Below are 25,515 nucleotides of genomic sequence, written 5' to 3' on the forward strand. Positions count from 1 at the left end.
CACCTCCCATAGGCAAATGACCAAATCGCCTTTTTCTGATCTTATGCTCCTTCTGTGAATATGCATCTTGCCCTCAGATCCAATCCTCTCCCCGGATCTGCCCCTCTTCATAGATCCTCTCCGCCCTATCGCAGATCCTCTCCCAGTCGTAGCTTCGCGCCAGCTCTTGGCAGGGGATGCGCATCCTGTCGCTCTCTCGCAGGGCTGAGAGGAGGGCCTCTGCCAGCGCCTGGGGCCGGAGCGGGCAGATGAATCCCGTGTCCCCTCTGACCAGGTCCATCACTGCATTCATCCGGTGCTCGACTGTCACCACCGGCAGGCCGCAGGCATTGGCATCCAGGGCGGCCATGCCGAATCCCTCTCTGGTGGAGGGGGAGGCGAAGGCCCGGGAGGACTTCATCAGGGCCAGAGCATCATTGTAGCTCTCCATGAATCCATAAAACCTGATATTCTCATCCAGATTCATCCTCCCGGTCAGAGATCTCAGCCTCTCCCTCTCCGGGCCGTCGCCAATGATCGCCACCTGCACATCCGGCAGCTCTGACCTGATCATGCCCACTGCCAAGATGAGCTGATCGATGTTCTTATGGGCGGCCAGCCTTCCAGCAAAGATTATATCCGATCCCTCCGGAGAGGGGGAGATCTCATCGATCCTCTGCCAGTCGATGCCGTTGGGAAGCAGCTGCACCCCCTTTGCCCCCAGCCCCTCTAAATCCCTCTTCGTTCTCCTCGATACTGCTATATTGCAATCTGTCAGCCGGGCAGCAGCCCTTTCTATGATCCTGCCCGCCGCCCCCCTCCTTCCCAGGTAATCATACCAGTACTCCCCCCAGACCTCATGCCAGGTGATGAAGAGCCTCTGGGGGGCCTGGCCGTTTCCCTTTTCCCAACGGGAGAGGCGAGAGAGGAAGCGAGGGGGGAGGTGAGGGGAGAGGCGAGAGGAGAGGCAGGTGGAGAAGCAGGACAGGTAAGGAAAGTTCTGGCAGTCCACCACTGCCTCCCGGGGGGGGCGGGCGAGCAGATCAGCAGCGAAGGCCGCAGCCTCCCTGATCGATCTCCTTCCATTGACATAAAGAGGCCTGGGCTTGCATATGCCGTGCAGGCGGACACCATCTCTCAGGATCTCATCCTCCCCCGGCCACCATTTGATACCATAGCAGTGGACGGTGTGCCCGCGAGAGGCCAGCCTTGTGGAGAGCTCATAGATCCTCTTCTCCGCCCCGCCCTTGATCCAGGGATAGATGGCATCATAGACGTAGGCGATCTCCACCTCTCAATCCCCGTCCTGGTGGCTCCTGTAAAGCAACAGCAGGCTGATGAACATCCCTGAGAATATGGTCTGAATTCCAAGGATGGTGAGTATCATGGCCAGCATGGCATTCTGGGCGGCATCCAGCGCACCGAAACCTGTCCCTCGCCAGCTCATGAGGAGATCCAGGCCGATGATAATTCCTCCTGCCAGGAGAGCCAGCCCTATAAGCAGCTCCTTTTCCAATGAATGGTAGCTGATCAGCCTCTCCATTCCGCCCGACCTGGACAGGCCCCAGGCAGCGCTAAAAGCCCTGAAATGAAGCCCGGCCAAGAGCATCTGATAGCCGATGATCAGCAGGAGCCCCCCCAGTATCAGTGAATGCATCCTCGAGCCGCCCTGCATATAGACCGCCACCGCCAGGATCAGGCCTAAGAGGAGGGCGAGCAGTCCGGGGAGGAGGAGAAAGGGCCCTGGCCGGTAAAGCATCATGAAACGTAGATGTCTCCAGCCATCGGTGAACGAATTGAGCTTGGAGCTCCCCTGGCGGGGATGGTAGGTGATGGGAACCTCAGCGATCCTCAGGCCGCGGGAGGCGGCCTCGATCACCATCTCCGAGGCGAACTCCATCCCTCCTGACCTGAGGTCCAGTCTATTCAGGGCATCGCGGGTCATGCCGCGCAGACCGCAATGGGCGTCGGAGATCCCAGCGGAGAAGAGCCGGTTCAAGATCCAGGTCAGGAGAGGGTTTCCGAGATACTGATGAAGGGCGGGCATCGCCCCGGGCAGGATCCTGCCCTTCAGCCTTGAGCCCATGACCAGGTCATACTGGCCGCTCTCCAGCAGGGGCAGCATATCCAGTATGGCCTCGGGATCGTAGGTCAGGTCCCCGTCCATGAGAAAGATATAATCCCCGCGAGCCTCCTGGAAGCCCAAAAGATATGCATTGCCATATCCCAGCCTCTGGGGGAATACCACCCTGCCCCCACAGGAGGCAGCGATATCCGCCGTCTGGTCGGTGGAGCTGTCGGAGACTATTATCTCTGCGGAGAGGCCAGCCCTCTTGAAGGCCTCCTGGGCTCTCTGGATACACTGGCATATGGTCTGGGACTCGTTTCTGGTGGGGATGATCAGGCTTATCTGGGGCACATCTTCCCTTACTTTGGTTTAGCTGTTAAGCCTTTCCTTTTGCAGATATGCTGACCCCTCTCACCCAGCCTCAGTCGGTTGATCTCAGAGCGTCTCGGGCTCGACCTCATGCTTGAAGGAGAGGGTCACCCTTGCTCTGTACTCCACGACCCCTCCCTCTGAAAGCCTGCTGTCCATCCTCGATACCTCGGCGATCCTCATATTGGTCAGCTTTCGGTTTGCAGTCTTGATAACTGACTGGACGGCATCTTCCCAGCTCTCATTTGAGGTTCCCACAAGCTCGATAAGATTGTACACGCTCTTGCCAATTAGGGCTCTCATAAGATATTATCTGCTCTCCTGATTGATATATTTTGTTGGGTAAAGAAAAGAGATGGCCAGAGGGATGCGCAGATATGCTCTGCGCAGATATGCTCTGCGCCCTTAAGTGCTCTTCTCTTCCCCGCTCTTCTCCTCCTCAGCCCTCTCTCTTTTGCTCTCCTCCTCACTTCCCTCTGCCTGGGGGGCATCTGTCGCTGCTGCAGGTGGCGCCTCGGGCTTCTTTGGCCCCTTGCCCATGGCAACTAATGAGGCCTTGGCCTGGATTCTGGCCAGGGGATAGTCATCCTTGGCCACCTTCTCCAGGGCAGTCACTGCCCGGTTCTCCTTCAGCTCGCCGATGACCCAGGCCGCTCCCGCGCGCACATCCTTGTCTGCATCCTCCAGGGCCTGGATCATGCGCTCGGAGACCTGCTTTCCATATCCGGCAATGGCCACCATGGCATTGCTCTTGACCAGATACTCCTCATCTTTGAGGGCCTCGATCAGGGCCTCAAGGGACTCGGATATCTCCCGTTTTGAGAGGAGCATGATGGCATTGGAGCGCACAAGCATATGCTTGTCCTTGGTGGCGGCGATCAGCTTCTCAGTGGACCAGCTCTGATCTGGAAGGACAGCGGGAATGGGGGCTTCCTCAGCTGCGGAACGGGCCTCATCCCTCATGGAACGGGTGATTATCGGCGCTGCCTTCTCCTCGGTCTTGTTCTCCTCAGGGTTGATCTCATCTATCTTTTTCTCTTCTTCCATATGCTCCTCTTCTCCCCTATTCTACTTCAGCTTTTCCCAATAGGAAGGCCCTCTTATTGCTCTCCAGGTGCCTGGGGGGAACCACCCTCTCCAGGGCCTGGATGATATGCTTCTCAGAGAGGGGGATATAACCGGAGAGGGCGCCGAGCATCACCACATTCATGGCCTGAACGGTTCCCGCCTTCTCTGCCAGGGCGGTGGCCTCGATGGCCAGCACCCTTTGGCATTGCTCTTCCAGGGGCCTGAGCAGCTCCTCTAAGGATGGGTACCTTGCCTCTCCAGTGGTGACTGTGACCGGCAGCACCGGCTGGGTATTGACCAGGGCCACCCCCTGGGGGGAGAGAAAATGGCCGGAGCGCAGGGCCTCCGCCGGCTCTAAAGCGACCAGGAGATCGGCGTTGCCCGGTGCGACCATGGGGCTGTAACGGCAACCTATACGGGTGTGGTTGACCACACTCCCTCCCCTCTGGGCCATGCCGTGGGTCTCAGCGCCCCGCACCGGCTTTCCTGCCAGGACTCCCGCCCTGCCGATCACATCGGATATCAATATCACCCCCTGGCCTCCGACTCCCACAATCACCATATCGCACTCTGAGCTCCTCATCCCTTCACCTCCTTTATGGCGGAGGCAGGACAGATCTGAGCACAGACCCCGCATCCCGTGCACAGATTGTTGATCCTCGCCACCTCTCCATCGAACTCAATCGCCGGACAGCCGTACTCCACACAGATCCTGCACCCCTGGCACTCATCGCTCACCTGGAAGGCTCTGGGCCGCGCTCCCCCCCGGCGGGCCTTGATCACACAGGGCTGTCTGGCTATGACCACTGAGAGGCCGGGATAATCCCTGGCCCTCTGAAATCCCTCCATCGTCCCCTCCAGGTCATTGGGATCGACGCTCTCGACCAGACCTGCCCCCAAAGCCCGGGCCAGGGCCTCCAGGGAGATCTGGACTGTGGTCTGGCCAGTGGCAGTGACACCAGTCCCAGGATGGGGCTGGTGGCCGGTCATGGCGGTGGTGGAGTTGTCCAGGATGGTCACAGTGATCCGGGCCTGATTGTAGGCGGCATTCAGCAGGCCGGTCATGCCACTATGCAGGAAGGTGGAGTCCCCGAGGCTGGCGCAGATCCCCTCCCCCTCCCCGCCGAATCTTATGCCGCTGGCAATGCTGATGCTCGCCCCCATGCACAGGCAGGTGTCGACTGTTCCCATGCCCACGGCCATGGTATAGCAGCCTATATCGCTCGGATATATCGCCTTCTTGCCGAATACCCGTCTCATGGCATAGTAGGTGGCACGGTGGCTGCAGCCCGGACACAATGCCGGAGGCCGGGGGGGGAGCATCTTTGCTGCTGGCAGGGGCCCTCTCTGCTCGATCTCAAGGCCGTTCATCCTGGCCAGGGCATTCTTTACTGCGAGAAGGTCCAGCTCCCCCCAGCGAGGGATGTGCTCCTCTTTGCCCAGGATATCGAGGGAGGGGTTTGTCTCCCCGGCCAGCATCAGCACCTGCTCTTCGATCACCGGCTCCAGCTCCTCTACCACCAGCAGACGCGAGACATGCTCGATCAGGCGGCGGATCAGCCTCTTTGGAGCGGGATAGCCTCCCACCCTGAGGAGGGAATGGTCAAGGTCCAGATCCATGAGCGCCTCCTCGGCATACAGACCGGCGATCCCTGCGGCGATCACCCCCGTCTCCCCCTTCAAAGTGAGCTGGTTCCAAGGGCAGCTTTCCAGCTCCTCCTCTATTTCTGGCTGCTTGGCCAAGAGCTCATTATGAAGGGGACGGGCATGGCTGGGCAGTGCCACCCGTCGCGCAGGATTCTTGACAAAATGGCTTTCGCCTGTGGGTGGCCGCCCCCCGTTCACCTCCACATCCGCCCGGGCATGAGAGACGCGGGTGGTGGGCCGGAGCATGACCGGGATATTGAATCTCTCTGATAGCTCCAGGCCGTAGATCGTCATATCCCGCGCCTCCTGGGGGTCAGCCGGATCCAGGCAGGGAATGGAGGCGAACTGGCTGTAGCGGCGGGAGTCCTGCTCATTCTGCGATGAATGGCAGAAGGGGTCGTCGGCACAGATCACCAGAAGCCCTGCGCCCACTCCCAGGTATGCCAGGGTCATGAAGGGGTCGGCGGCCACATTCAGGCCCACATGCTTCATAGTGGCCGCCGCCCGGGCGCCGGTCCATGATGCTCCCGCCGCCACCTCCAGTGCCACCTTCTCGTTCACAGACCATTCTATATGCAGGGGCAGATCGCCCTTCAGCTCCACCAGGCTCTCAATGATCTCTGAGGAGGGGGTTCCCGGGTAGCCGGCGGCAAGTCCGATCCCCGCCTCCAGCAGGCCTTTGGCAATAGCTGTATTTCCGAGGAGATATTCTCTCACAAAGAACCATCCTTTTAATATATTTTAATTTTATTCTCTCTTTGGCTGGATCAATGCCCTTCTCTCTGATAACCGTTTTGATGCCACCGCCCCTTCAGCCCGCAGACCGCTTCCATAAAATTGATAAATCCCCCCCTCGTCCCTTTTATCATGCCCTGGCAATCCGATTCTGTGGGATCGATCTTCAACTATCTCTCCCCTGGCTGCCAGATCTGCCGGCAGGGAGCGGGTCTGGTCCTCTTCGTCACCGGCAGGTGTGAGCGGAGCTGCTTTTACTGCCCCATCTCCGAGGAGCGGAGGGGAAGGGATGTGGTCTATGCCGATGAGCAGCCGGTGCATGAGCTGGCCGATATAATGAGGGAGGGAAGGGCCATCGGCGCCCTGGGCACGGGGATCACCGGGGGAGAGCCTCTCTTGAGGCTGGATTATGTCCTCGATTGCATCCGGGCTTTGAAGAAGGAGTTCGGGGATGAGCATCATATCCATCTTTACACCGGCCTGCTGCCCCGCCGCCCTCTCCTGGAGAAGCTGGCTGAGGCCGGCCTGGATGAGATCCGCTTCCATCCACCAGATGAGGAGTGGTCAGATCCCGCCGGGCTGAAACGGGCATTGCAGCAAGCCCGGGAGCTGGGGCTGGAGGCGGGGGTGGAGATCCCAGCGTATATGCCCGCTCCGGCCTTGGTTCAGGCGGTCAGGGAGACGGATGCCTTTCTGAACCTGAACGAGCTTGAGTTCTCAGAGAGCAACCTCGCCCGCCTTCGAGATGAGGGCTTCTCTCCTCAGGACCTGGGCTGTGCAGCCGTCGGGAGCGAGGAGCTGGCCCGGGATTGCTTCTTGAAAGAAGAGATCAGGGTGCATTACTGCCCCTCCCGTTTCAAGGATGCTGTCCAGTTGAGAGAGAGGCTGAGGCGCCGGGCAGAGAGAACATCCCGGCCGCTCGACCACATCACCAGTGAGGGGACGATAATCCACGGCATAATCGAGGGGGAGGAGGCGGACCTTATGGCTGCTTTGGAGATCATCGAGGGGCTGCAGGTGCCTTATGATATGTACTGCTCTCTGAATGGGAGAATAGAGATCGCTGCCTGGATCCTGGAGGAGATATGTGCGGATCTGATGGGCAGCAGGTGCACTCTTTCTATAATTGAGAGATATCCTCTGAAGAATGGTCTGGTCGTGGAGAGAATACCTTTATAATCCTTAAATTCATTCTTACGGGCGGTGATTTTGCCGGATGGAGAGCGCTGAAGAACGAATCCAGGAAAGACTGAGAAATTATCTTAAGCGGGATGGTGTGGGAATCCGGAAAGCTGTCTTGAAGCTTTTCCTGAGCGATGGCGCCTATACTACGGAGGACGTTTTTACCTATCTATCCAAGGAGGGTTTTGACGTCAGTTACCGGGGGGTTTCGGCGATGGTCGGGCTGATGAACACTCGCCTGGGCATTTTGAGCATTGATGTCTCTGGGGATCACAATGTCTACTCCCTGAAAGGGGACCACAAAGGAGTGGTGCAGTCTGTTTTGGAGAATTATTGATCTCAAAACCTCGATAAACCCGGATGCGCGCTCGGCAATCTCATCATATCAATAGTGTAATATTTGGGATTGCAAAATATTGACGTTAATACTATTATGATAGTATGATGTTGGTGCTTGGACATCTCTCCCCTCCCTCTCCCGGGCGGTCTGGAGATTTAATTGGGCGGCTCGCCCCTCTTCATTCTCTTTAGATATTTATTGAGGGCTACGTCCGCGATCAGATTCACCCCTGTCAGGGCGGCATGAACCAGCGGCCCGGCAGTCATCCTCTCCCGATAGAAGCGGTGCAGCCTTTTCAGATGCTTGAGGTTGTACTCCAGGCACAACCCCACCAAATGCCAGTGCTCGGGCAGTGCATCGGCCTTGGAAAAGCCCCTGGTGCCGCCCAGCCTCGTCTCGGCGATGGTGGTGAAGAAGAGGGGGAGCATGAGCCCGGTGTAATCCATAAGAGATTCCACCAGCTCTGTGGTGCGGATGACATCCTCTGCCCCCTCTCCTGGCAATCCCAGGACCAGGCTGGCCACAGGAAGCCAGGACTCCTGGTCGAAGAGGCGGTAGCAGTCCCTGACGATCCCCTGCCAGTTCTCTATCTCTCCTGGAAGGGCCTTTTGGGGCATATGCATCTTCAGGATGCGGCAGCTTCCCGTCTCTATCCCTATCCAGGCGGACATATGATTCTGATCCGAGCCTATGCCCACTATCCGGGAGATCTCCCTCAGAAGGCCCTGGTTGTGATGGATCGAGGCCAGGCTGAGATGGGAGAAGTCAACTGTCTTCGGCCCCAGCCTCTTGACCTCAGATACCAGCTCCAGCATCCTCTTCTCATCCGGCTTCATTCCCCTGGAGCCGTAGGAGAAGACATCCTCGCTGTGGAGGATGATATCCTTCTGGCCGCAGTCCAGGTTCACCTGCACATCTTTCAGGATGTTCTCCATCGGCCGGTGGCGCATAGAGCGCATAGTGGGCGAGCAGAAGGCGCATCCTCTCCAGCATCCTCTGCCGATCTCCACAATCCCCCCGATGGTCGCCCCCCTGTTCACCGGTATCCTCTCCCCGGGCACAGCCGATCCGCGCAGAACCCGTGGAACGCTCTCCTCTCTTATTATCTGCCGGCAGATCTCGGGAAAATCGCTCTCGCCCTCCCCTAAGTAGATGTGGTCAACGCCCACCTTCTCCCCCAGGGCCTCCCAGGCCCCGTTTCCGCCCAAAACAACGCTCGGCCGGTGCTTTCTTATCAGGGGATGGTCCAGTAGCTCCATGAAGCGGGAGCGATTGAAGGGGGGCCCGCGGCCTATGATATCCTCTATCTGCCGGAGGGCGATCTTTCCCAGGGGGTCGTCATGGGTTATCCCCACGATCCTCGTCTCCCTTCCTATAGCCCGGTCCAGATGAAGAGGATGGGCCACCATCACCTCATCCCGGGAGAATCCGGACTCCAGGAGGGCCGCCTCCACCTTTCTCATTCCGCAGGGGGCAATTGCCGCCGATCCATCCTCCAGCGCCGGCGCTGGCGGGCAGAAGAGATTATTGAAGATCCATTCGGGCAGGGCCGCCCGGGGCATGATGGCGGCAAAGCCCAGCATCACTCCGCCGTGATAGCTGCTCATCATAGTGGTATCTGTGGTGAGGACGATCCTCTTGCCTGGAAACTGCGCCATCCATCGACTCTGACTCTTTATTGGCAGATAACGTTATTGGCCAGCACTAGCCCAATAAGTTTTTATCGGATCGCCAACCCTTTGCCGATGTGCAAGAGAAGTCGTTATCGGAGATCAACGAACGCATTCGCAACGGCTCGGCCCGCGTTGTTACGGCTGAGGAGATGCCAGATCTCGTGGATGAGCTGGGCACGGCGGGAGCGGTGCGTGAGGTGGATGTCGTCACCACTGGTACCTTCGGCGCCATGTGCTCCTCTGGGCTCTTTCTCAATTTAGGCCATAGCGATCCCCCCATAAAGATAGCCCGCGCATATCTGAATCGGGTGGAGGCCTACGGGGGCATCGCCGCCGTCGACCTGTTCCTGGGGGCGACTCAGCCCTCTGAGGACCAGGGGATCGAGTATGGCGGAGCGCATGTTATGGAGGACCTGGTAGCGGGAAAGCAGATAGAGGTCGAGGCCCAGGGATCCCCCTCGGACTGCTATCCCCAGATGAACCTGGAGACCAGCCTCCGCCTGGAGGAATTCAACCAGGCCGTCATGGTCAACCCCAGGAATGCCTATCAGCGCTACAATGCAGCTACCAACTCCTCCGATAGGACGATGTATACCTATATGGGCACTCTCCTTCCCGGCTTTGGCAATATCCATTACAGCGGAGCGGGGGTTCTCTCCCCTCTCTCCAATGATCCGGGATTCGAGTACATCGGGGTGGGGACGCGCATCTTCCTGGCGGGGGCGCAGGGCTATATCATGGGCGCGGGAACCCAGCACAACCCCGAGAGCGGCTTTTCCACTCTGATGGTCACCGGCGACCTGAAGAGGATGAACAACAGCTTCCTGCGGGCGGCCACATTCCATAGATATGGGCCCAGCCTCTACCTGGGGATAGGAATACCCATACCGATATTGAATGAAAGGCTCGCCAGGTGCACTGCGGTGCGAGACAGCGATATCACCGTCCCGGTGCAGGACTATGGCATCCAGCGCCGGGATAGGCCCTCGGTGAGGATGGCGAGCTACGAGGAGCTGAAGTCGGGTACGATCGACCTGGGGGGAAGGGAGGTCTCATGCTCCTCTCTCTCCAGCTTCTGGATGGCAAGAGAGGTGGCCAGGACATTGAAAGAGCAGGTGGAACGGGGGGAGTTCCTGCTCAGTCAGGCGGCTGAGCCCCTCACACGGGTGGGGAGCAGCCGGCCCATGAAGCAGACCAAGGAGTCGCCCAATGTGGGTGATGTGATGAGCCGGGATGTGATGACCGCCTTTGAGGATATTCCGGTGGAGAAGGCGGCGAAGATGATCGTCAGCGGCAGCTCCGATCATCTGCCGGTGGTCTCCCGCGATGGGAGGCTGATCGGCATCATCACTGCCTGGGACATATCAAAGGCTGTGGCCAGTGGAAAGCCATCCCAGATCGCAGAGATCATGACTCGGCGGGTTCACTCAGTGCGGCTGGATGAGCCGGTCGAGCTGGCGGCCCGCACCCTGGACACTCACAGCATCTCTGCCCTGCCGGTGGTGGACAGAGAGGATAAGGTGATAGGAATGATTACCAGTGATCATCTCTCCCGCCTCTTGGCCCGGAGGCGATAGCCTTGAAGCTGATGCTTCATGTCGCCCCGGGGATTGTACGCCAGCCCCTCATCGCCTCAGTGATCCTGGAGACCGATGCTCTGGTCAACATCGAGAGGGCGAGCATCGATGCTGTGAGCGGGGAGATCGTCTTGGAGGTCCCGCCTGAGAAGTGCCAGGAGGTGATGGAGGCCTTTGAGAGGCGGGGGGTGAGGGTGGTGCCCCTAGAGATCCCGGTGATCAGGGATGAGTCTGAATGCGTGGACTGCGGAGCATGTGTATCCATATGCCCCACCGGGACATTTCGCTTTGAGGAGTGGCGGGTGGTTGCCGACTCGGGGAAGTGCATTCAATGCGGAGCATGTGTTGTGGGCTGTCCGCAGAGGGCCTTAAAGCTGGTATTGAAGTAGTCCTGCTGGCGGCCCGGGCGCCTCCACTGTTTTTCTCATCTCAATATTAATGGGCTCGAATTAAGCCATTAACATTCTAAAGAAATAGAAGAATTTATATGATCGAACAGTTTATAATGATGTAAGATGTTGCTGGAGAGGTCCGAGGGGTTGCGGGGCTGGCATGATGGGCTGTTTGATGCCGATACTCTGGCTGGGGAGGGCGATGCAATCCTTAAAAGGATGACATCATTCGAGCATACATCCATTCGTTTGCATCCCGGTCCGGGAGGAGAGCATGGATCCGAGCTCTGAGAGCGTCGTCTTATCCCTTGGCACCTTTGCTGAGATGCTCTCAGATCCTGAGGGTTACAATCCTGAGAGGCTGAAGAGCCTGTCTTCTCTCGTTCCCATTCCACTATCCTCCTTCATCGAGGCCATTCTCTACTCTGATGAGGATGTGATGAGAGAGCACCTCTCAGATCTGGAGGATTATGCCGCTGAGGCCAACAGCATCCAGGCATGGTTCAATCTGGGAAGGCTTGCCCATCGCCTCTTCTTTCATCAGGCGGCCATCGGATACTATAACAATGCTGCCGATCTGGCCGAGATCAGGAGGGATGATTCTCTTCCCGGGATCCTTCTCTCATTGGGCGGCCTTTATGGAGAGGAGGAGGATTGGGATCGGGCCTGCCAGTGCTATGAGAGGGCTCTGGAAGGCCATGGATGGTGCCCAGCGACCTGTTCTCCTCCCTCAAGTTCTGGATAGACTGGGCCGGGCCCGCCGGCAGCAGGGCGATTACCATCGAGCCCGGATATGCTACTCCCGCATCCTGGAGGCACTGGAGCCGGGTGATAGCGAGGGAAGGATGCAGGCCACAGCCAGCCTGGCTGAGCTGTGCCGGATCCAGGGGGATATGGAGAGGGCGGAGGAGCTGTATCAGATATGCCTGAAGGAGAGGGAGCGCTCCCATGATCCGGCAGGGGCTGCGGGCATTCTCGCCTCCCTCGCCTCCATTTACTGGCAGACCGGCAAGGGCAAGAGAGCTAAGATAAGCCTCCAGTCTGCCAGCCATCTGCTGGCCGATCTGGGGGAGCATGGCAGAGCAGCTCAGATACAATGCCAGCTGGCTGATATCTATTTTCAAGAAGGTGAGTTCAAGAAGGCTTTGGAGATATACCACAAGAGCATATCCGCTCTGCGCAAAGCCAATCCCTCCCTTGCCTCTATGGTGCTCTCTCATATGAGCCAGTGCTGCCTGGAGATAGGGGATTTGATCCCGGCAGAGGACCATCTGCAAAGGGCAATAGCCCTCATGGAGAAGCATGGAGATCCCCTCTCCCTTTCCCGGGCTCTGATCCTTCTGGCGAGGATTCACCACAGACAGGGGCTGGGGGAGGAGGCCTTGCATTGCTCCCGCCAGAGCCTGAAGATCAGGGAGAGGTCCAAGGACTGGAGTGGAGCGGCAGAGGCCTTGAGCCTCATGGCCAGGATCTGCTGCGAGAGCCGGGACTGGGAGGGGGCGATAGGGCATTACCAGAGGGCAGCAGAGATTTTCATCGGAAATGGCGAAGACCTGTCTGCGGCTGAGGCTCTATCCAATCTGGGCGGCGTATACCATCTGAAAGGAGATCTGGATTCAGCCCTGGACCTGCACTGCCAGGCCATTGAGATCCTCTCCCGCCTGGGGGATAGGCAGGCCTCCTCTGTGGTCTGGTCGAATATCGGCCTGGTCCATCAGAGCAGGGGTGACCTTCGCCTGGCCGGGGAGTTCTTTGAGAGGAGCATCGCCGCCAGGGATGAGCTGGGAGACGATCTGGGCGCTGCCAGCACCAGGCTGAGCCTGGGCCAGATCTTTCACCTCCAGGGGGAGTGGGAGCTGGCCCAGAGCTGCTTTGAGAGGGCAGCCAGGACATTTGAGAATCATGGTGACCTGCAGGGCCTGGCTGCGGCGGAGAACAACCTGGGAAACCTCTATCTGGATCGTTCAGATCCCCTCCATGCCATCTTATGCTATCGCCTGGGCCTGGAGGCCAGGGTTGCCCTGGGCGATAAGCATGGCATGGCCATCACCCTGGGAAACCTGGCCGGGGTCTATCTCCAGACTGGGGAGGGGAAGAGGGCAGCGGAGCTATACCGGCAGAGCCTGGAGTCATTCAGAGAGATAGGGGATGCTTATGGGGGGGCCAGATCGCTCTACGGCCTGGGAAGATGCCTGGCAGAGGAGGGGGATCTGGAGGGGGCCCTGAAGTGCTACCGGGACTGCCTGGAGCTTCAGATCAAGGAGGGTGACCCTCGCTGTATGATCGAGTCTCTTGAGTCCCTGGTATCGCTGGTACAGAAAAAAGGGGGCTGGCAGGAGGCCCAGGCCAGATATGCCCAGGTCCTGCAGGCTCTCCGCTCCCGCGACGATCCGGCAGCAGTGGCTGCTGTCCTCTGCTCACTGGGGAATCTCTCCGCCGATCTCGGCCAGTGGGATGAGGCTGTAGAGGAGTACAATGAGAGCCTGGCGATCATGGAGGGGCTGGGGGACCAGTACTCCATATCAGTGGCCAGGAACAACCTGGGCAATATCTGTTACCGCCGTGGTGATTGGGCTGCTGCCCTGGAGAACTACCGCTTGAGCCTGGAGGGTTTTGGCAGAGCGGGAGATCTGAAGAGCGAGGCCTCAGTTCTGAGCAATATGGCCAGCCTCAGTTATAAGAGGGGAGAGTGGCCCCAAGCCCAGGATAGCTACAGCAAGAGCCTTGGCATCTTTGAGAAGCTGGAGGACCTTTCCGGAATGGCGCGGGTGATCTCAAACCTGGGAAACCTCTACCATCGTCAAGGAGAGCGCGATCTGGCAGCGGAGCACTTCCAGAGGGGTCTGGAGATCTACAGGCGTCTGGGGGACCGGGAGGGCGCAGCGGAGATGCAGGCCAGCATCGATATGATCCGCACTGGCCGGGCGGATGGACCTAATGATATCGATGGATACAGAAGACAGCTTGCCGAGCTGCAGGAGGCGGGGGATATCTCCGGCCAGGGGGAGGTCCTATCCGCCCTCGCCGGCTGTTATGCCGACTGCGGCCGCTGGAATGAGGCCCTCTCCTGCTACTGCGAGAGCCTGGAGCAGTTCAGGCAGAGCGGAGAGATCTACAACACCGGCCAGGTCCTCTTCAATGCCGCCCTGGTCTATAAGGATATGGGAGATCTCAAACGGGCTCAATCCCTGCTCGAGGAGGCTGCAGACATCTTCCAGTCCCTGGGCGCTCTGCCCTGCATCGCCTCTGCCACCCTCTCTTCGGCCGTCATCTCTGCCCAGAGGGGAAGATCTCAGGAGGCAATGGATCTCTTCTCCCAGTCCATAGAGATGATGGAGGGGCTGGGGGCGCTGCCCGATCTATGTGAGGGCTACATCGCCTTTGCCCTGTTCAACATCCGGGAGGGCAAATCTCTGCAGTCCCGTTTTTATCTCTCCCGGGCGGAGACTCTCATCTCCCGCACCGATTATCTGCCCCTGAAAATCCAGCTTTTCAGTGCAAAGGGAGAGTGCTTTCAGGGGGAATCCCAGTATCCCCAGGCCGAGGGCTGCTTTGAGATGGCCCTGGCCCTCTCCCGCCGCCTCTCCATTCCTTATGAGGAGGCGCGGGCTATATCCAATCTCGGACGGCTGGCCCTGGCCAGAGGAGAGCATGATGCTGCCCTGGTCAAGATGCAGAAGGCTCTTGCCATCTTTCGCCGGTTGGGGGCGTTGCTGGACATCGTCGCTGTCTACCGGGACATGACACAGCTCTTCTTAGCCCAGGGAGACTTCTCCCGGGCAGAGGAGATGGCCAGGCTGAGGCAGCACCAGGCCAGGGTTCTGGGCCATTCTGACCTTAACCTCCTGGCCCTGCTCGACCTGGCGGAGTGCGAGGCCCGCACCGGTCGGTTGGAGGAGTCCAGGGCGGATTATGCCAGTGCGTTGCGCCAGGTCCAAAAGGAGGGGGATGAGATCCCCTCGACCATTCTCCATCTGATCTCAGAAAAGGCGATAGGGTTCCTGGAGAAGGATGCCGGTCTGCCCGATGGCACCAACCAGGCCCGCCTCTTACGGGAGAGGCTATTGAAGGGGGATTACCAGGGGCTGCTGGAGGAGCTCCCCCGCGAGCTGGAATGTGGGAGGACGGGCTAGATGCCAGAGCCCATCATGGAGGGGAGAAGGCTGAGCTGGAGGTCCACTTTGGCCAGATCCTGTCTTATTCTGGGATCCTTCATGAGCAGTTCCAGCTCCGTCAGTCTGCCGAACACATCACCCAGCCGGGCCTCTTTGTGCTCGCTCATGCTGCGTGTGGGGGCGTAGTATATCTGCGAGCCGTTGGCGTCCGCCTCCACCCCGAAGAAGTCCTTGCCATAGAATCCCTTGAACCGGGCAATTATGGGCTTGTAGACGTTCTTTATCGCCGGGACGTAGAACTCCTCCAGCATCATTTGAAGCATCCTGTTCTTTGTATCGGCCACCCGGATGCGTATGTATCCCTGGCCATGAATATAGTTTCCATAATTGATCGAATACTTGATTCGAGAGGTAAGGTCGGTCCTCAGGCTGAGGGTGAGCTCGCAGGTATCATCTGTCTCTGCGGGATCAAGGTTGAGGAAGTATTTGATGAAGAGCATGAACCTGTTCTCGAAGATGATCAGGATATGGGCCTCATCATCCTTCGAGCTGTTGACCAGAAAATCAGTGACATCCCAGCCAAAGACCCTTTTCGCCTCTTCCTTGGAATAGTCATGAAAAGCGAACTCTTGAACCTTCTCCAGGAGATCTTGCATGGTTTCCATTCTCGTTCACTTCCACCTCGAATGGGATAAACATTATGGTTATGGACTGCCCAGTTATGGGCTATACAGTTATGGGCTATACAGTTATGGGCTATACAGTTATGAGCTATAAAGGAAGAGAAGAATGATCGCCGCCAGCATAGTGAGGGCGATGGCCGATTGCATGAGAGCCGTAGCCCGGTGGATATCCCCTGCCCCCGGCTCTGGATTCTCCTCCAGCAGTACATACTGATCGGGCTTCTCCAGCCGGATCTTCAGGCTGCCGGCGGCCGCGGCCATGGGCCAGCCGGAGTTGGGGCTGGGGGTGGCATGATGGTATTTCCAGGCCCCTCTGATGGCATCCCGGGCACCGCCGGGCCTGGCCAGGGCGATCAGGATGAGGCTCATGCGGGCAGGAATCCAGTTGGCCAGATCGTCCAGCCTCGCTCCAGCAAAGCCCAGCTCCTTCAGACCGGGCTTCTTGTAGCCGATCATCGAGTCCATGGTGCTTATGGCCTTGAAGGCCATGGCCGCCTCCAGCCCCAGGCCGAGGGGGGAGAGGAGAACATAATAGAATATGGGGGTGAGAATGGAGTCCACATAGTTCTCAGAGAGCGACTCGATCACCGCTGAGCTGGCCTGAGCAGGGGAGAGGGAGCCGGTCTCCCTTCCCACCAGGGCGAGCAGCATCTTCTTTGCCTCTTCTATATCCTGACCTACCATCCTTCCAATGCTGCTTGAGGTCTCCAGCAGGCATCTTATGGCGAATGTGGATTTGAGAAGATATGCTCCCACCAAGAGGGGCAGTACCGGGAAAGCTCTCGCTCCCTCAACCAGCAGATGGGCGGATAGAACTGAGACGGCAATCACAATCATGGCCAGCAGGATTCCCTGCATCATCGAGGGACGGGCTCTTGAGCGCAATGAGGAGATCAACCTGCCTATCCAGACCACAGGGTGAATGCGAACTGGAGGCTCGCCGATCAGGATATCAAATGCTGCTGCCAAGAGAAATACTGCCAGCCCCTCTGGGATGGTCAGGGTCATAGCAGAGCCTCCAATCTCTTCCAGACCTGGGCGATGCTCTGGCCCTGCAAGAGTCCATCCAGCACCATTTCCGCCACCTCTTTTTGGTGCACGATCCGGCAATTCTCGCAGCACCAGGAGCCGTCTACCTCTCTGCCTCCCGTTCTCTCATCCCGGCAGGGATAAAAGGGGCAGAAGCACAAGGAGCAGTCCTGCTGGGGGTGGTGGCAGGGAAACCTCTCGCAGTTCAGCCTCTGCATCTCAATGCCTGCCTCAGAACATCGATCAGCTTCTCATTCTCCTCCCGGCCTCTCACTGCCACCCGGATGTAGCTCTTCTTCAGCCCGAAGGACTGGCAGTCTCTTATCAGCACACCGCGGGCCATGGTCTCCTCTGCCAGGAGATCTGAGTCAAGCCCTGAGGACTCAATGCTCACCAGGATGAAGTTGACCTGGCTGGGCAGAGGCTCCAGGCCCAGATCCCTCAGGGCGGGGATGAGATAATTCCGCTCCTTGGCGATGAGTTCTCTGGACCGGCATAGATGATCCTCGCATCCCAGGAGATACTCTGCTGCAGCGGCGGCGATGGAGCTGATGGACCAGGGGATCCTCGCCCGGTTCAGGATCTGGGCCAGGAGGGGATTGGTCACGCCAAAGCCCAATCGCAGACCAGGCACTCCAAAGGACTTGGTAAGGGATCTCATCACAAAGAGATACTCCCTGCTGGGAGCAAGCCGGGCCACACTCTCCTCCGGCCCGGAGAGCTCTATGAAGGCCTCGTCGACCAGCATGAAGACCCGGGCCTCTTCACATCTGTCCGCCAGCTCCAGGACCTGCTCAGAGGAGAGCAACCATCCAGTGGGGTTATTGGGATTGCAGAGGAAGAGGGCCTTGGCCCGGTCAAGGTCTGAGTCGCGAAGAAGGGGAAGCCCCTCTGGGCCGAAGGCCAGCCTCTCCGTTCTTCCCCCTGCCAGATGTGACTGATTCTCGTACTCCCCAAAGGTAGGGGTGGGGACCAGTGCCAGATCCCCTTCCTCCAGCACAGCTTCCGCGAAGAGCCTGATCAGCTCGGATGAGCCATTGCCAGGAACGATGCATTCCGGGCCGACCTGGACGAAGCGGGCCGCTGCGCGAGAGAATCCCAGGTAGCTGCCATCAGGATAATGGCCGATCTGTCTGAGCTCCTTTTTGACCAGCTCCTCCAGGGGAGGCGATCCCAGGGGATTGATATTGGCGGAGAAGTCCAGCGGCTCAGCTCCCAGCCTCCTCTTTGCTTCCTGCACCTTGCCCCCATGCTTGCACTCTGTAGCAGTGGCAAAGCTCTTCCGCAATCGGTTTTTCATAGGTTGTTGTGGCCTTCATTGTATTGGCATTTCAAGCTTGTGGGCAGACGATGCTCCATTAACATCAGTGATCTTCGTTATTCGCTCTCAACTGATTGTCCTCACATAAAAATAATATTATGATCTCCAATAATAATATTTTGATCTCCTATGACAGTACTATGATCTTCAACAATAGTATTACGATCTCTAATAATAATTAATAAAATTTTATAATACTTGGCATTCCGAAAGGGTTTTATCTACTCTATGCGAACCCATGCGGCGTATATCAAAGGAAGAGGAGGCTAAGATTCCGATGGCAACAAGAGAGGGCAGCTTCTCTGTTGAGGACATGAAGAACGTCCAGATCAACATAGGGGCTGTCGTAAAAGAAGAGGATGAATGGGACCAAGCAATGGGCCCCTTCCCCAAGCCAGGTGTGGCAACGCTTCGTGATTGGGACTTCAAGATTTGCAACCGGTACAAGATCATGTACTCCCCGGCAGATGATACATGCACTCTTTGTACCTATGGACCCTGCGATCTGACCGGTGATAAGAAGGGTGCCTGTGGCATCGACATGGCAGCCGCTTGCGGTAAGATCGTCTTGGTTGCGGTTTTAATGGGAACCTGCGCCCATACTGCTCACGGCAGACACCTGTATCACTGGTGTCTTGACAAGTTCGGAGATATGAAGTTCGATATGGGCAGCGAGATCCTGGTGGATGCTCCCCTCACCCGCACCATCCTGGGAATCAAGCCCAAGTCCCTCAAGGACTTCGGCGAGGCCCTGGAGTACTGCGAGGAGGAGATCGTGCAGCTCCTGGCAGCCACCCACACCGGCCAGGAAGCATTTTATATGGACTTCGAGTCCAAGTCGCTGCATGGCGGCATGATCGACTCCCTGGGCAAGGAGATCTGCGATATGCTGCAGGTCGTCGCCTATGATATGCCCCGCGGGGCAGCCGATGCACCCCTGGTGGAGATCGGCATGGGCACCTTGGATCAGAACAAGGGGGTTCTCATCGCCTACGGCCACAACCTGGCAGCAGGCGCCGAGGCCATGATCTATGCCGAGCAGAACAACCTCTGGGAGAAGGTCGACATAGGCGGCGTATGCTGTACTGCAATTGACCTCACCAGGATCACTGAGACCGACAGGGAGTCCAAGATACCCGCCAACCTGGGACCCAAGGCCAAGGTGGCCGGGGCCATGGGCTGGTGGAGAAAGATGGTCCGCGCCGGGATCATGGATACTGTGATGGTTGACGAGCAGTGCGTCTACTGCGATGTGCTGGAGGACTGCCAGCAAAGGCACATCCCGGTCATAGCCAGCAACGACAAGATCATGCTCGGCCTGCCCGACAGGACCAACGATTCTGCTGATGCCATTGTGGAGGACCTGGTCAGCTTCAAGATGCCAGGGGTTGCAATCCTCGATCCGGTCAAGGCGGGAGAGGTGGCCATCAGGACAGCCATTGCTGTCAAGCCCAAGCGAGCTCAGTTCAAGGATGAGATCATCTTCAATGAGCAGCAGTTCAAGGAGATGCTGGAGAAGTGCACAGAGTGCAATCAGTGCGCCTTCGTCTGTCCGCCACATATCAGGATCAGTGAGATGATCGCCGAGGCCCTCAAGGGCAATCTGGAGCCGTTCTCCTCCACTTATGAGGTATGTGTGGGCTGCCAGAGATGCGAGCAGAGCTGCCCCCAGGATATTCCCATCCTGAAGCTGTATGAGTATGCCAACCGTGAGTACATCAGAAACCAGAAGTTCAAGATGAGGGCGGGCAGGGGACCTGTGCTCGATACCGAGATCAGAAAGGTTGGTGCACCCCTGGTGCTTGGCCAGATCCCGGGAGTCATAGCGCTGGTCGGATGCTCGAATTATCCCAATGGCACCAAGGAATGCTACGACATTGCCAAGGAGTTTGTGGACAGGGGCTACATCGTCGTCGCCACAGGCTGCATGGCCATGGACATGTCCCTTTACAAGGATGAAGAGGGCAAGACCATATGGGAGCAGTATGAGGGCGCCTTTGATGGCAGGAACATCTGCAACATAGGTTCATGTGTGGCCAATGCCCACATCCACGGAGCAGCAATCAAGGTGGCAACCATCTTCGCCCACAGAAATGAGCGTGGCAACTACGATGATATCGCTGACTATATCCTGTCCAAGGTCGGAGCATGTGGCGTGGCCTGGGGAGCATACTCCCAGAAGGCAGCATCCATCGCTACCGGCGTGAACAGGATGGGTATCCCGGTGGTTGTTCAGCCCAGCTCGGTCATATACCGCCGGACCTTCATGGGCAGGGCCGATAAGCCCGAGGACTGGATGGTCATAGATGCCAGGGACGGCAAGATGCAGCAGATCGAGCCCGCACCCGAGGCCATGCTCTATATCGCCGAGACCAAGGAGGAGGCCATGCTGGAGATGGCAAAGCTCTGCTTCCGCCCATCTGACAACACCCAGGGCAGAGGAATCAAGCTGACCCATTACTGCGATATCTCTATGAAGTACTTCGGCAAGCTGCCCGATGACTGGCATCTCTTTGTCCGCGATGTCAAGGATCTGCCCCTGAACTACCAGGCGCAGATGATGAAGGAACTGGAGGAGAAGCACGGCTGGCAGATCGACTGGAAGGCGAAGAAGTTCATCTCCGGACCGCTCCGGCCTGCAGATGTCAGCTTCGATCCCACGAACATCCCGCGCAAGATAAGGGCCAAGAAGTGAGGGTGAGGAGGAGATAAAAAATGGCAGCAGAAGCAAAGAAGGGCATTGACACCACCAGGAATCCCATTCCCTTTGAGATGGCTCAGATCCCTGGGCCTGAGATGGCGAAGACCTATATGCCGAAGGTGATCGGCGCAATCATCAAAAAGGCGAAGAGGCCTCTGCTCGTAGTAGGAGCAGAGCTCTTCGACGATCCAGTGATGTTCGATAAGATGATTGAGATGGGAAAGATGGGAATTCCCATCGCCGCCACGGCGCATAGCGTCAAGGGCTTCGTTGATCGGGGCTACCTGGAGAACGTCTATCAAATCGGCCTGCATCCCCTGACCAACTATTTGAGGTTCCCTGATTGGAAGGGCCTGGACGGACAGGGCCAGTATGATGTGGTCATATTCCTGGGCATCTACTACAAGTTCGCAAATGGCATGCTGTCCACATTGAAGAATTTCAACCGGAGCATCAAGCGCGTCTCCATCGACCGCTACTATCATGTCAATGCCGATATGACCTTCGGCAACCTGGCCTTCAATCCGGACGACTATCATGCCGCTGTGGATGAGGTCATTGCAGCGATAAAGAAATAGAGTTTATCCCAAAACAAAAAAAACAGAAGAGGTGTATTAATGGCAGACATAAAGTTGGATATATCTCCCATGTATGAGGGAGAGAGAATCAGAAAGGACGATCTATGGGTAGAGTTGGGTGGCCCCAAGGCAGATGGATTCGAGCTGTCCCTGGCCACACCGATGGCTGAGATCGAGGACGGAAAGGTAACTGTCGTCGGTCCCGATCTCGGTGAGATGGCAGAGGGGAGCACCATCCCCTTTGGCATGATCTTCAGGGTGGGCGGCGAGAAGATTGAGAAAGACCTGGAGTCCATCATCGAGAGGCGCAACCACGCTCTCCTCTCCTACATCTCCGGGCTTATGCACCTCAACCAGAGATACGATATCTGGATGAGGGTTGGCAAGAACCTCAAGAAGAAGGGAGTCACCTCCTGGAAGGAGATCTACGCCCCGGTCATTGAGCTGTACAAGGCAGAGATGCCATTCATCGAGGTGATGGATGTCACCATCGTCACCGATCCCGCCAAGGTTAAGGAAGAGCTGGCCAAGGCCATGGCCGTATACAAGGCCCGCGACGAGAGGGCCAAGGGACTGCATGATGAGGATGTCGATGTCTTCTATGGCTGCACCCTCTGTCAGGCATTCGCTCCCACCAGCGCCTGTGTGGTCACCCCGGACAGGCCGTCCCTCTGTGGAGCTATCACCTGGTTCGACGGCAGGGCTGCCGCCAAGGTGGACCCAGAGGGGCCCCAGTTCGCCATAGAGAAGGGGACGGCAACTGATGAGATCACCGGCGAGTACACCGCCATCAATGAGATGGCTGAGCAGAGGTCCGGCGGCGAGTACAGCAGGATGCTCCTCTATACGTTCTTCGAAGCTCCTCACACCTCCTGTGGCTGTTTTGAGACCATTGGCTTTTATATGCCCGAGGTCGACGGCATCGGCCTTGCCGATCGTGACTTCAAGGGCGCAACCCCCAACGGATTGCCCTTCTCCACCATGGCAGGACAGACCGGCGGCGGCAAGCAGGTCGTGGGCTTCCTGGGCATGGGCATTCTCTACTACTTCTCCCCCAAGTTCCTTCAGGCAGATGGCGGCTGGAGAAGGATCGTCTGGATGTCCAAGGGCCTCAAGGAGAGGGTAAAGGAGGGCATCGATGCTGATATGATTGATAAGATCGCCACCGAGGACGATGCCAATGACATTGCCTCCCTGAAGGCCTTCCTGCTCAAGGTCAACCATCCAGTGGTCGATGGCGTTACCAGAAAGGTGGACAACAAGAAGATCACTGAGGGCTGGAAGCTTGAAGAGGTTGATGATGATATCAAAGAGAAGGTCATAGCCTATATCGAGAAGACCGGCGGAGATATCAACATGGATACCGTCAAGTCTGAGCTCGGACTTTCCGAAGGCCAGTTCATGCAGGTCGTCGAGGCCCTGCAGGAAGATGGTGTGCTCGAGTGAGCAGATCCAAATCTAAGAGAGGGTGTTAAAACTATGCAGCTAAAACTGAAACCCAAGGCACCTGCAGCCGCGGCTCCCGCAGCCGCACCTGCAGCAGCAGGCGCAGCAGCACCAGCACCAGCCATAAGCATGTCCGGCAGCGCCGGCGGCATAAAGCTGATTCTGAAGGATGCCAAGATAAGCATAGACAAGGTAGTACTCGCCAAGTAGAGTACCGCCTTCTTCTCCCTTTTTTGGGAGACGCGGTTTTCCTACGAATGCAACTATCTTGATCGAAGAGTGAGGGAGAGATACTATGCAGCTTAAGCTTAAGAAGAAGGAAGCGGCTCCGGCCGCAGCACCAGCGGCAGCACCAGCAACAGGCGCAGCAGCTCCGGCCTTCGCTATGCCAGCAGCATCGGGTGGAATGACCATTGAATTGAGGGGCGCATCCATCCACGTGGCGGAAGTTGTAATAAAACCAAAGAAGTAAGGATGGCTAGACTTTGGGGAAAGTAATTGCGATAACAGGTAAAGGCGGCACCGGCAAGACCGCCATAACTGCGATGCTCATTAGACATCTGAAGAACTCCAAAAAAAGGTTTCGAATTCTTGCCATCGATGCCGATCCCGATGCCAACCTGGCCGATGCGCTGGGTGCCAAAGTGGATAAGACCGTTGGTGACATGAGGGAGTTCATGCAGGATTCCAGGTTCACAGCTTCACCGGATACTGATAAGCAGGCGCTTTTCGAGGCTAAGATCTTTGAGATCCTTTTGGAAGAAGATGGTTACGATCTTCTGGTAATGGGCAAGCCTGAAGGTTCTGGATGTTACTGTTATGTCAATAATCTTCTGCGTGCCATTATGGAGAAGACCGCCACGGATTATGATCTGATTGTAATCGACTCCCCGGCGGGCCTTGAGCATTTCAGCAGGCAAATTTTTCCAGACCTCGACGACCTTATCGTCGTAACTGACGAGTCCAAGAGGGGGCTCACCACAGGAGAGAGGATTCGGGACATTGCCCGCGAGATGGGGCTGAAGTACAAGGATCTCTATGTGATTGTGAACAAGATCACCACTGGAAGGCGGGAGAAGGTTATTGAGAACGCAAGCAGTCTGGGCCTTACTGTTATCGGTACTATCCCCTATGATGAAAGCCTGGCCAAATTCGATTTAGTGGGAGATCCATTGACCGGCCTGCCCGATGATTCGCTTGCGGTAAAAGAGATGGCGAATGTCGTCGGAAAACTGGGCCTGTGAGGGTGATTTGAATGGCAGAGAAGATCACTTTATCTGACCTGAATAAGACATTAACAGAGATGAATGTTCAATCCCTCGAGGGACTGAAGATCGAGGGAGATGTTGAGATAGATCTGGATATAGGGGCAGGAGGCGTAGGCCCGCTCTTTGCATACTACTTCGGAGAGCAGGCGGCAAAGATCGCCATGCAGCTTATGGAATTCGCCAAGGCTGTGGGCTATCCAGTACAGAACCTGATGCAGCCGGTGGCTGTCGCTCAGGCCATAGCCCCGGCGCCCGCGGAGATTGCAGCAGCCGCGGAAGCAGTTCCTGCCTTTAAGATAGCCAGCGCCCTGGCCAGCGCCAAGTTCAGTGTGGGCGTGGACAAGACCTGGAAGCATCCCATTCAGGAGGTAACCCTGGGGGCTACCAAGGCAGACGGCGGGAGCCGCGGCCATGTGGTAAAGCTGGGCGGCGAGAAGGCCATGCCCTTCTTCCCGGATGCAGAAATGCCTCATGCCCCCAAGATCACCATGGACGTCTTCGATATGCCCATTGGCATGGCCAAGGCAGTCAAGATGCATTATGAGGATGTAATCAACTCCCCAGGCGAGTGGGCCAAGAAGGCGGTCAAGGAGTTCGGCGCCGATATGGTCACCGTTCACCTGATCAGCACTGATCCTCTCCTGAAGGATACACCTGCTCAGGAGGCAGTCAAGACAGTGGAGGAGGTCCTGCAGGCTGTGGATGTGCCCATCTGCATCGGCGGATCAGGCAACCCGGACAAGGATCCGGTTGTGCTCTCCAAGGCAGCCGAGGTCTGCCAGGGGGAGCGGGTTCTCATTGCTTCTGCCAACCTGAACATGGACTGGGAGAAGATAGGCAAGGCCTGCGTGGACAACGGACATGTCTGTCTCGCCTGGACCCAGCTGGAGATCAACTCCCAAAAGGAGCTGAACAGAAAGCTGATGAAGGTGGCGGGAGTTCCGCGCGAGTCCATCGTCATGGATCCAACCACTGCTGCTCTCGCCTACGGCCTGGACTTCGCCTACTCCAATATGGAGAGGATAAGGCTTGGCGCTCTGAAGGGCGATGATGAGCTGACATTCCCCATGTCCTCCGGTACCACCAATGCCTGGGGCGTGAGAGAGTCCTGGATGGTCCGCTCACCAAACAAGGACGACTCCGACTGGGGTGACAGAATGCTGAGAGGCCCGATCTGGGAGATCCTCACCGGCTACTCCTTAGCCATGGCTGGAGTGGACATCTTCATGATGATGCATCCAACTGCTGTCGCATATCTGCATGAGATCACCCAATCTCTGATGGGAAGAATCGAGGCCAAGACGCCTGATGCCAATGCCTGGCTCAAGATGGGGGTGTGAGGAA

At 57.4% G+C, this 25,515-nt stretch carries 25 protein-coding genes; 14 read left to right on the top strand and 11 right to left on the bottom strand.

Annotated elements, in window-relative coordinates; genetic code table 11:
• Nucleotides 1-73: 73 nt before the first annotated feature.
• The 6 genes from IPI63_RS06330 to iorA form a co-directional block, all read right to left on the bottom strand.
• Nucleotides 74-1,270, bottom strand: coding sequence for a glycosyltransferase family 4 protein (locus IPI63_RS06330; protein ID WP_292477389.1), 1,197 nt, complete (start codon nucleotides 1,268-1,270; stop codon nucleotides 74-76).
• Nucleotides 1,271-1,273: 3 nt separating this feature from the next.
• Nucleotides 1,274-2,398, bottom strand: coding sequence for a glycosyltransferase family 2 protein (locus IPI63_RS06335; protein ID WP_292477391.1), 1,125 nt, complete (start codon nucleotides 2,396-2,398; stop codon nucleotides 1,274-1,276).
• 84 nt (nucleotides 2,399-2,482) lie between these two features.
• Nucleotides 2,483-2,719, bottom strand: a complete 237-nt coding sequence (locus IPI63_RS06340) for a dodecin family protein (protein WP_292477394.1) — start codon at nucleotides 2,717-2,719, stop codon at nucleotides 2,483-2,485.
• A gap of 102 nt (nucleotides 2,720-2,821) precedes the next feature.
• Nucleotides 2,822-3,463, bottom strand: a complete 642-nt coding sequence (locus IPI63_RS06345; protein ID WP_292477397.1) for a HEAT repeat domain-containing protein — start codon at nucleotides 3,461-3,463, stop codon at nucleotides 2,822-2,824.
• A gap of 16 nt (nucleotides 3,464-3,479) precedes the next feature.
• A complete protein-coding gene (locus tag IPI63_RS06350; RefSeq protein WP_292477399.1) occupies nucleotides 3,480-4,067 on the bottom strand; it encodes an indolepyruvate oxidoreductase subunit beta in 588 nt (195 codons plus the stop codon).
• Nucleotides 4,064-5,848, bottom strand: a complete 1,785-nt coding sequence (gene iorA / locus IPI63_RS06355) for an indolepyruvate ferredoxin oxidoreductase subunit alpha (protein ID WP_292477402.1) — start codon at nucleotides 5,846-5,848, stop codon at nucleotides 4,064-4,066. The genes IPI63_RS06350 and iorA overlap by 4 nt, the downstream gene beginning before the upstream one ends.
• Before the next feature lie 150 nt (nucleotides 5,849-5,998).
• Between iorA and IPI63_RS06360 the strand changes: the two genes are divergently transcribed.
• On the top strand, nucleotides 5,999-7,045 hold the full coding sequence (locus tag IPI63_RS06360) for a radical SAM protein (protein WP_292477406.1): 1,047 nt from the start codon (nucleotides 5,999-6,001) through the stop codon (nucleotides 7,043-7,045).
• A gap of 37 nt (nucleotides 7,046-7,082) precedes the next feature.
• Nucleotides 7,083-7,385, top strand: a complete 303-nt coding sequence (locus tag IPI63_RS06365) for a DUF2551 domain-containing protein (protein WP_214080350.1) — start codon at nucleotides 7,083-7,085, stop codon at nucleotides 7,383-7,385.
• 158 nt (nucleotides 7,386-7,543) lie between these two features.
• Here the strand turns inward: IPI63_RS06365 and IPI63_RS06370 are convergent, their stop codons facing one another.
• Entirely contained in the window at nucleotides 7,544-9,046 is a 1,503-nt protein-coding gene (locus tag IPI63_RS06370) for a radical SAM protein (RefSeq protein WP_292477409.1), read from the bottom strand.
• A gap of 89 nt (nucleotides 9,047-9,135) precedes the next feature.
• Between IPI63_RS06370 and IPI63_RS06375 the strand changes: the two genes are divergently transcribed.
• The 5 genes from IPI63_RS06375 to IPI63_RS06395 all read left to right on the top strand — a co-directional run bounded on the left by IPI63_RS06375 (nucleotide 9,136) and on the right by IPI63_RS06395 (nucleotide 15,163).
• A complete protein-coding gene (locus IPI63_RS06375) occupies nucleotides 9,136-10,638 on the top strand; it encodes a homocysteine biosynthesis protein (RefSeq protein WP_292477412.1) in 1,503 nt (500 codons plus the stop codon).
• 11 nt (nucleotides 10,639-10,649) lie between these two features.
• The gene (locus IPI63_RS06380) at nucleotides 10,650-11,027 is read left to right on the top strand and encodes a 4Fe-4S binding protein (RefSeq protein WP_292478208.1); all 378 of its coding nucleotides are present in this window, start codon (nucleotides 10,650-10,652) and stop codon (nucleotides 11,025-11,027) included.
• Between the two features lie 126 nt (nucleotides 11,028-11,153).
• Nucleotides 11,154-11,321: a hypothetical protein gene (locus tag IPI63_RS06385; protein ID WP_214065836.1), complete on the top strand. Its 168-nt coding sequence runs from the start codon at nucleotides 11,154-11,156 to the stop codon at nucleotides 11,319-11,321.
• Nucleotides 11,305-11,775: a tetratricopeptide repeat protein gene (locus IPI63_RS06390; RefSeq protein WP_292477414.1), complete on the top strand. Its 471-nt coding sequence runs from the start codon at nucleotides 11,305-11,307 to the stop codon at nucleotides 11,773-11,775. Before IPI63_RS06385 ends, IPI63_RS06390 begins: the two co-directional genes overlap by 17 nt.
• Nucleotides 11,708-15,163: a tetratricopeptide repeat protein gene (locus IPI63_RS06395; protein WP_292477417.1), complete on the top strand. Its 3,456-nt coding sequence runs from the start codon at nucleotides 11,708-11,710 to the stop codon at nucleotides 15,161-15,163. Before IPI63_RS06390 ends, IPI63_RS06395 begins: the two co-directional genes overlap by 68 nt.
• Here IPI63_RS06395 and IPI63_RS06400 read toward each other — a convergent pair.
• From IPI63_RS06400 to cobD, 4 genes are all read right to left on the bottom strand, one after another.
• Nucleotides 15,160-15,810: a hypothetical protein gene (locus IPI63_RS06400; protein WP_292477419.1), complete on the bottom strand. Its 651-nt coding sequence runs from the start codon at nucleotides 15,808-15,810 to the stop codon at nucleotides 15,160-15,162. The two genes, IPI63_RS06395 and IPI63_RS06400, sit on opposite strands and share 4 nt — an antisense overlap.
• Nucleotides 15,811-15,909: 99 nt before the next feature.
• Nucleotides 15,910-16,836 carry an adenosylcobinamide-phosphate synthase CbiB gene (gene cbiB / locus IPI63_RS06405; protein WP_292477422.1) on the bottom strand — a complete coding sequence of 309 codons (927 nt, stop codon included), beginning with the start codon at nucleotides 16,834-16,836 and terminating at the stop codon, nucleotides 15,910-15,912.
• Nucleotides 16,833-17,075: a cysteine-rich small domain-containing protein gene (locus IPI63_RS06410; RefSeq protein WP_292477425.1), complete on the bottom strand. Its 243-nt coding sequence runs from the start codon at nucleotides 17,073-17,075 to the stop codon at nucleotides 16,833-16,835. Before IPI63_RS06410 ends, cbiB begins: the two co-directional genes overlap by 4 nt.
• The gene (gene cobD, locus IPI63_RS06415) at nucleotides 17,063-18,157 is read right to left on the bottom strand and encodes a threonine-phosphate decarboxylase CobD (protein WP_292477427.1); all 1,095 of its coding nucleotides are present in this window, start codon (nucleotides 18,155-18,157) and stop codon (nucleotides 17,063-17,065) included. The genes IPI63_RS06410 and cobD overlap by 13 nt, the downstream gene beginning before the upstream one ends.
• Nucleotides 18,158-18,455: 298 nt before the next feature.
• Here cobD and cdhA point away from each other — a divergent pair, with 298 nt between their 5' ends.
• The 7 genes from cdhA to cdhD all read left to right on the top strand — a co-directional run bounded on the left by cdhA (nucleotide 18,456) and on the right by cdhD (nucleotide 25,511).
• The gene (gene cdhA, locus IPI63_RS06420) at nucleotides 18,456-20,873 is read left to right on the top strand and encodes a CO dehydrogenase/acetyl-CoA synthase complex subunit alpha (protein WP_292477429.1); all 2,418 of its coding nucleotides are present in this window, start codon (nucleotides 18,456-18,458) and stop codon (nucleotides 20,871-20,873) included.
• Nucleotides 20,874-20,893: 20 nt separating this feature from the next.
• Nucleotides 20,894-21,457, top strand: coding sequence for a CO dehydrogenase/acetyl-CoA synthase complex subunit epsilon (cdhB, locus tag IPI63_RS06425; RefSeq protein ID WP_292477432.1), 564 nt, complete (start codon nucleotides 20,894-20,896; stop codon nucleotides 21,455-21,457).
• Nucleotides 21,458-21,496: 39 nt separating this feature from the next.
• Complete coding sequence (cdhC, locus tag IPI63_RS06430) at nucleotides 21,497-22,903, top strand: CO dehydrogenase/CO-methylating acetyl-CoA synthase complex subunit beta (protein ID WP_292477435.1); 1,407 nt, start codon at nucleotides 21,497-21,499, stop codon at nucleotides 22,901-22,903.
• 33 nt (nucleotides 22,904-22,936) lie between these two features.
• Complete coding sequence (locus tag IPI63_RS06435) at nucleotides 22,937-23,113, top strand: hypothetical protein (RefSeq protein WP_292477438.1); 177 nt, start codon at nucleotides 22,937-22,939, stop codon at nucleotides 23,111-23,113.
• Between the two features lie 85 nt (nucleotides 23,114-23,198).
• Nucleotides 23,199-23,375, top strand: a complete 177-nt coding sequence (locus IPI63_RS06440) for a hypothetical protein (protein WP_292477439.1) — start codon at nucleotides 23,199-23,201, stop codon at nucleotides 23,373-23,375.
• 13 nt (nucleotides 23,376-23,388) lie between these two features.
• The gene (locus IPI63_RS06445; RefSeq protein ID WP_292477442.1) at nucleotides 23,389-24,147 is read left to right on the top strand and encodes an AAA family ATPase; all 759 of its coding nucleotides are present in this window, start codon (nucleotides 23,389-23,391) and stop codon (nucleotides 24,145-24,147) included.
• Between the two features lie 11 nt (nucleotides 24,148-24,158).
• Nucleotides 24,159-25,511, top strand: a complete 1,353-nt coding sequence (gene cdhD, locus IPI63_RS06450) for a CO dehydrogenase/acetyl-CoA synthase subunit delta (protein WP_292477445.1) — start codon at nucleotides 24,159-24,161, stop codon at nucleotides 25,509-25,511.
• The last annotated feature ends 4 nt before the right edge of the window (nucleotides 25,512-25,515 follow it).

Source organism: Methanothrix sp. (assembly GCF_016706325.1).
GTDB lineage: Archaea > Halobacteriota > Methanosarcinia > Methanotrichales > Methanotrichaceae > Methanothrix.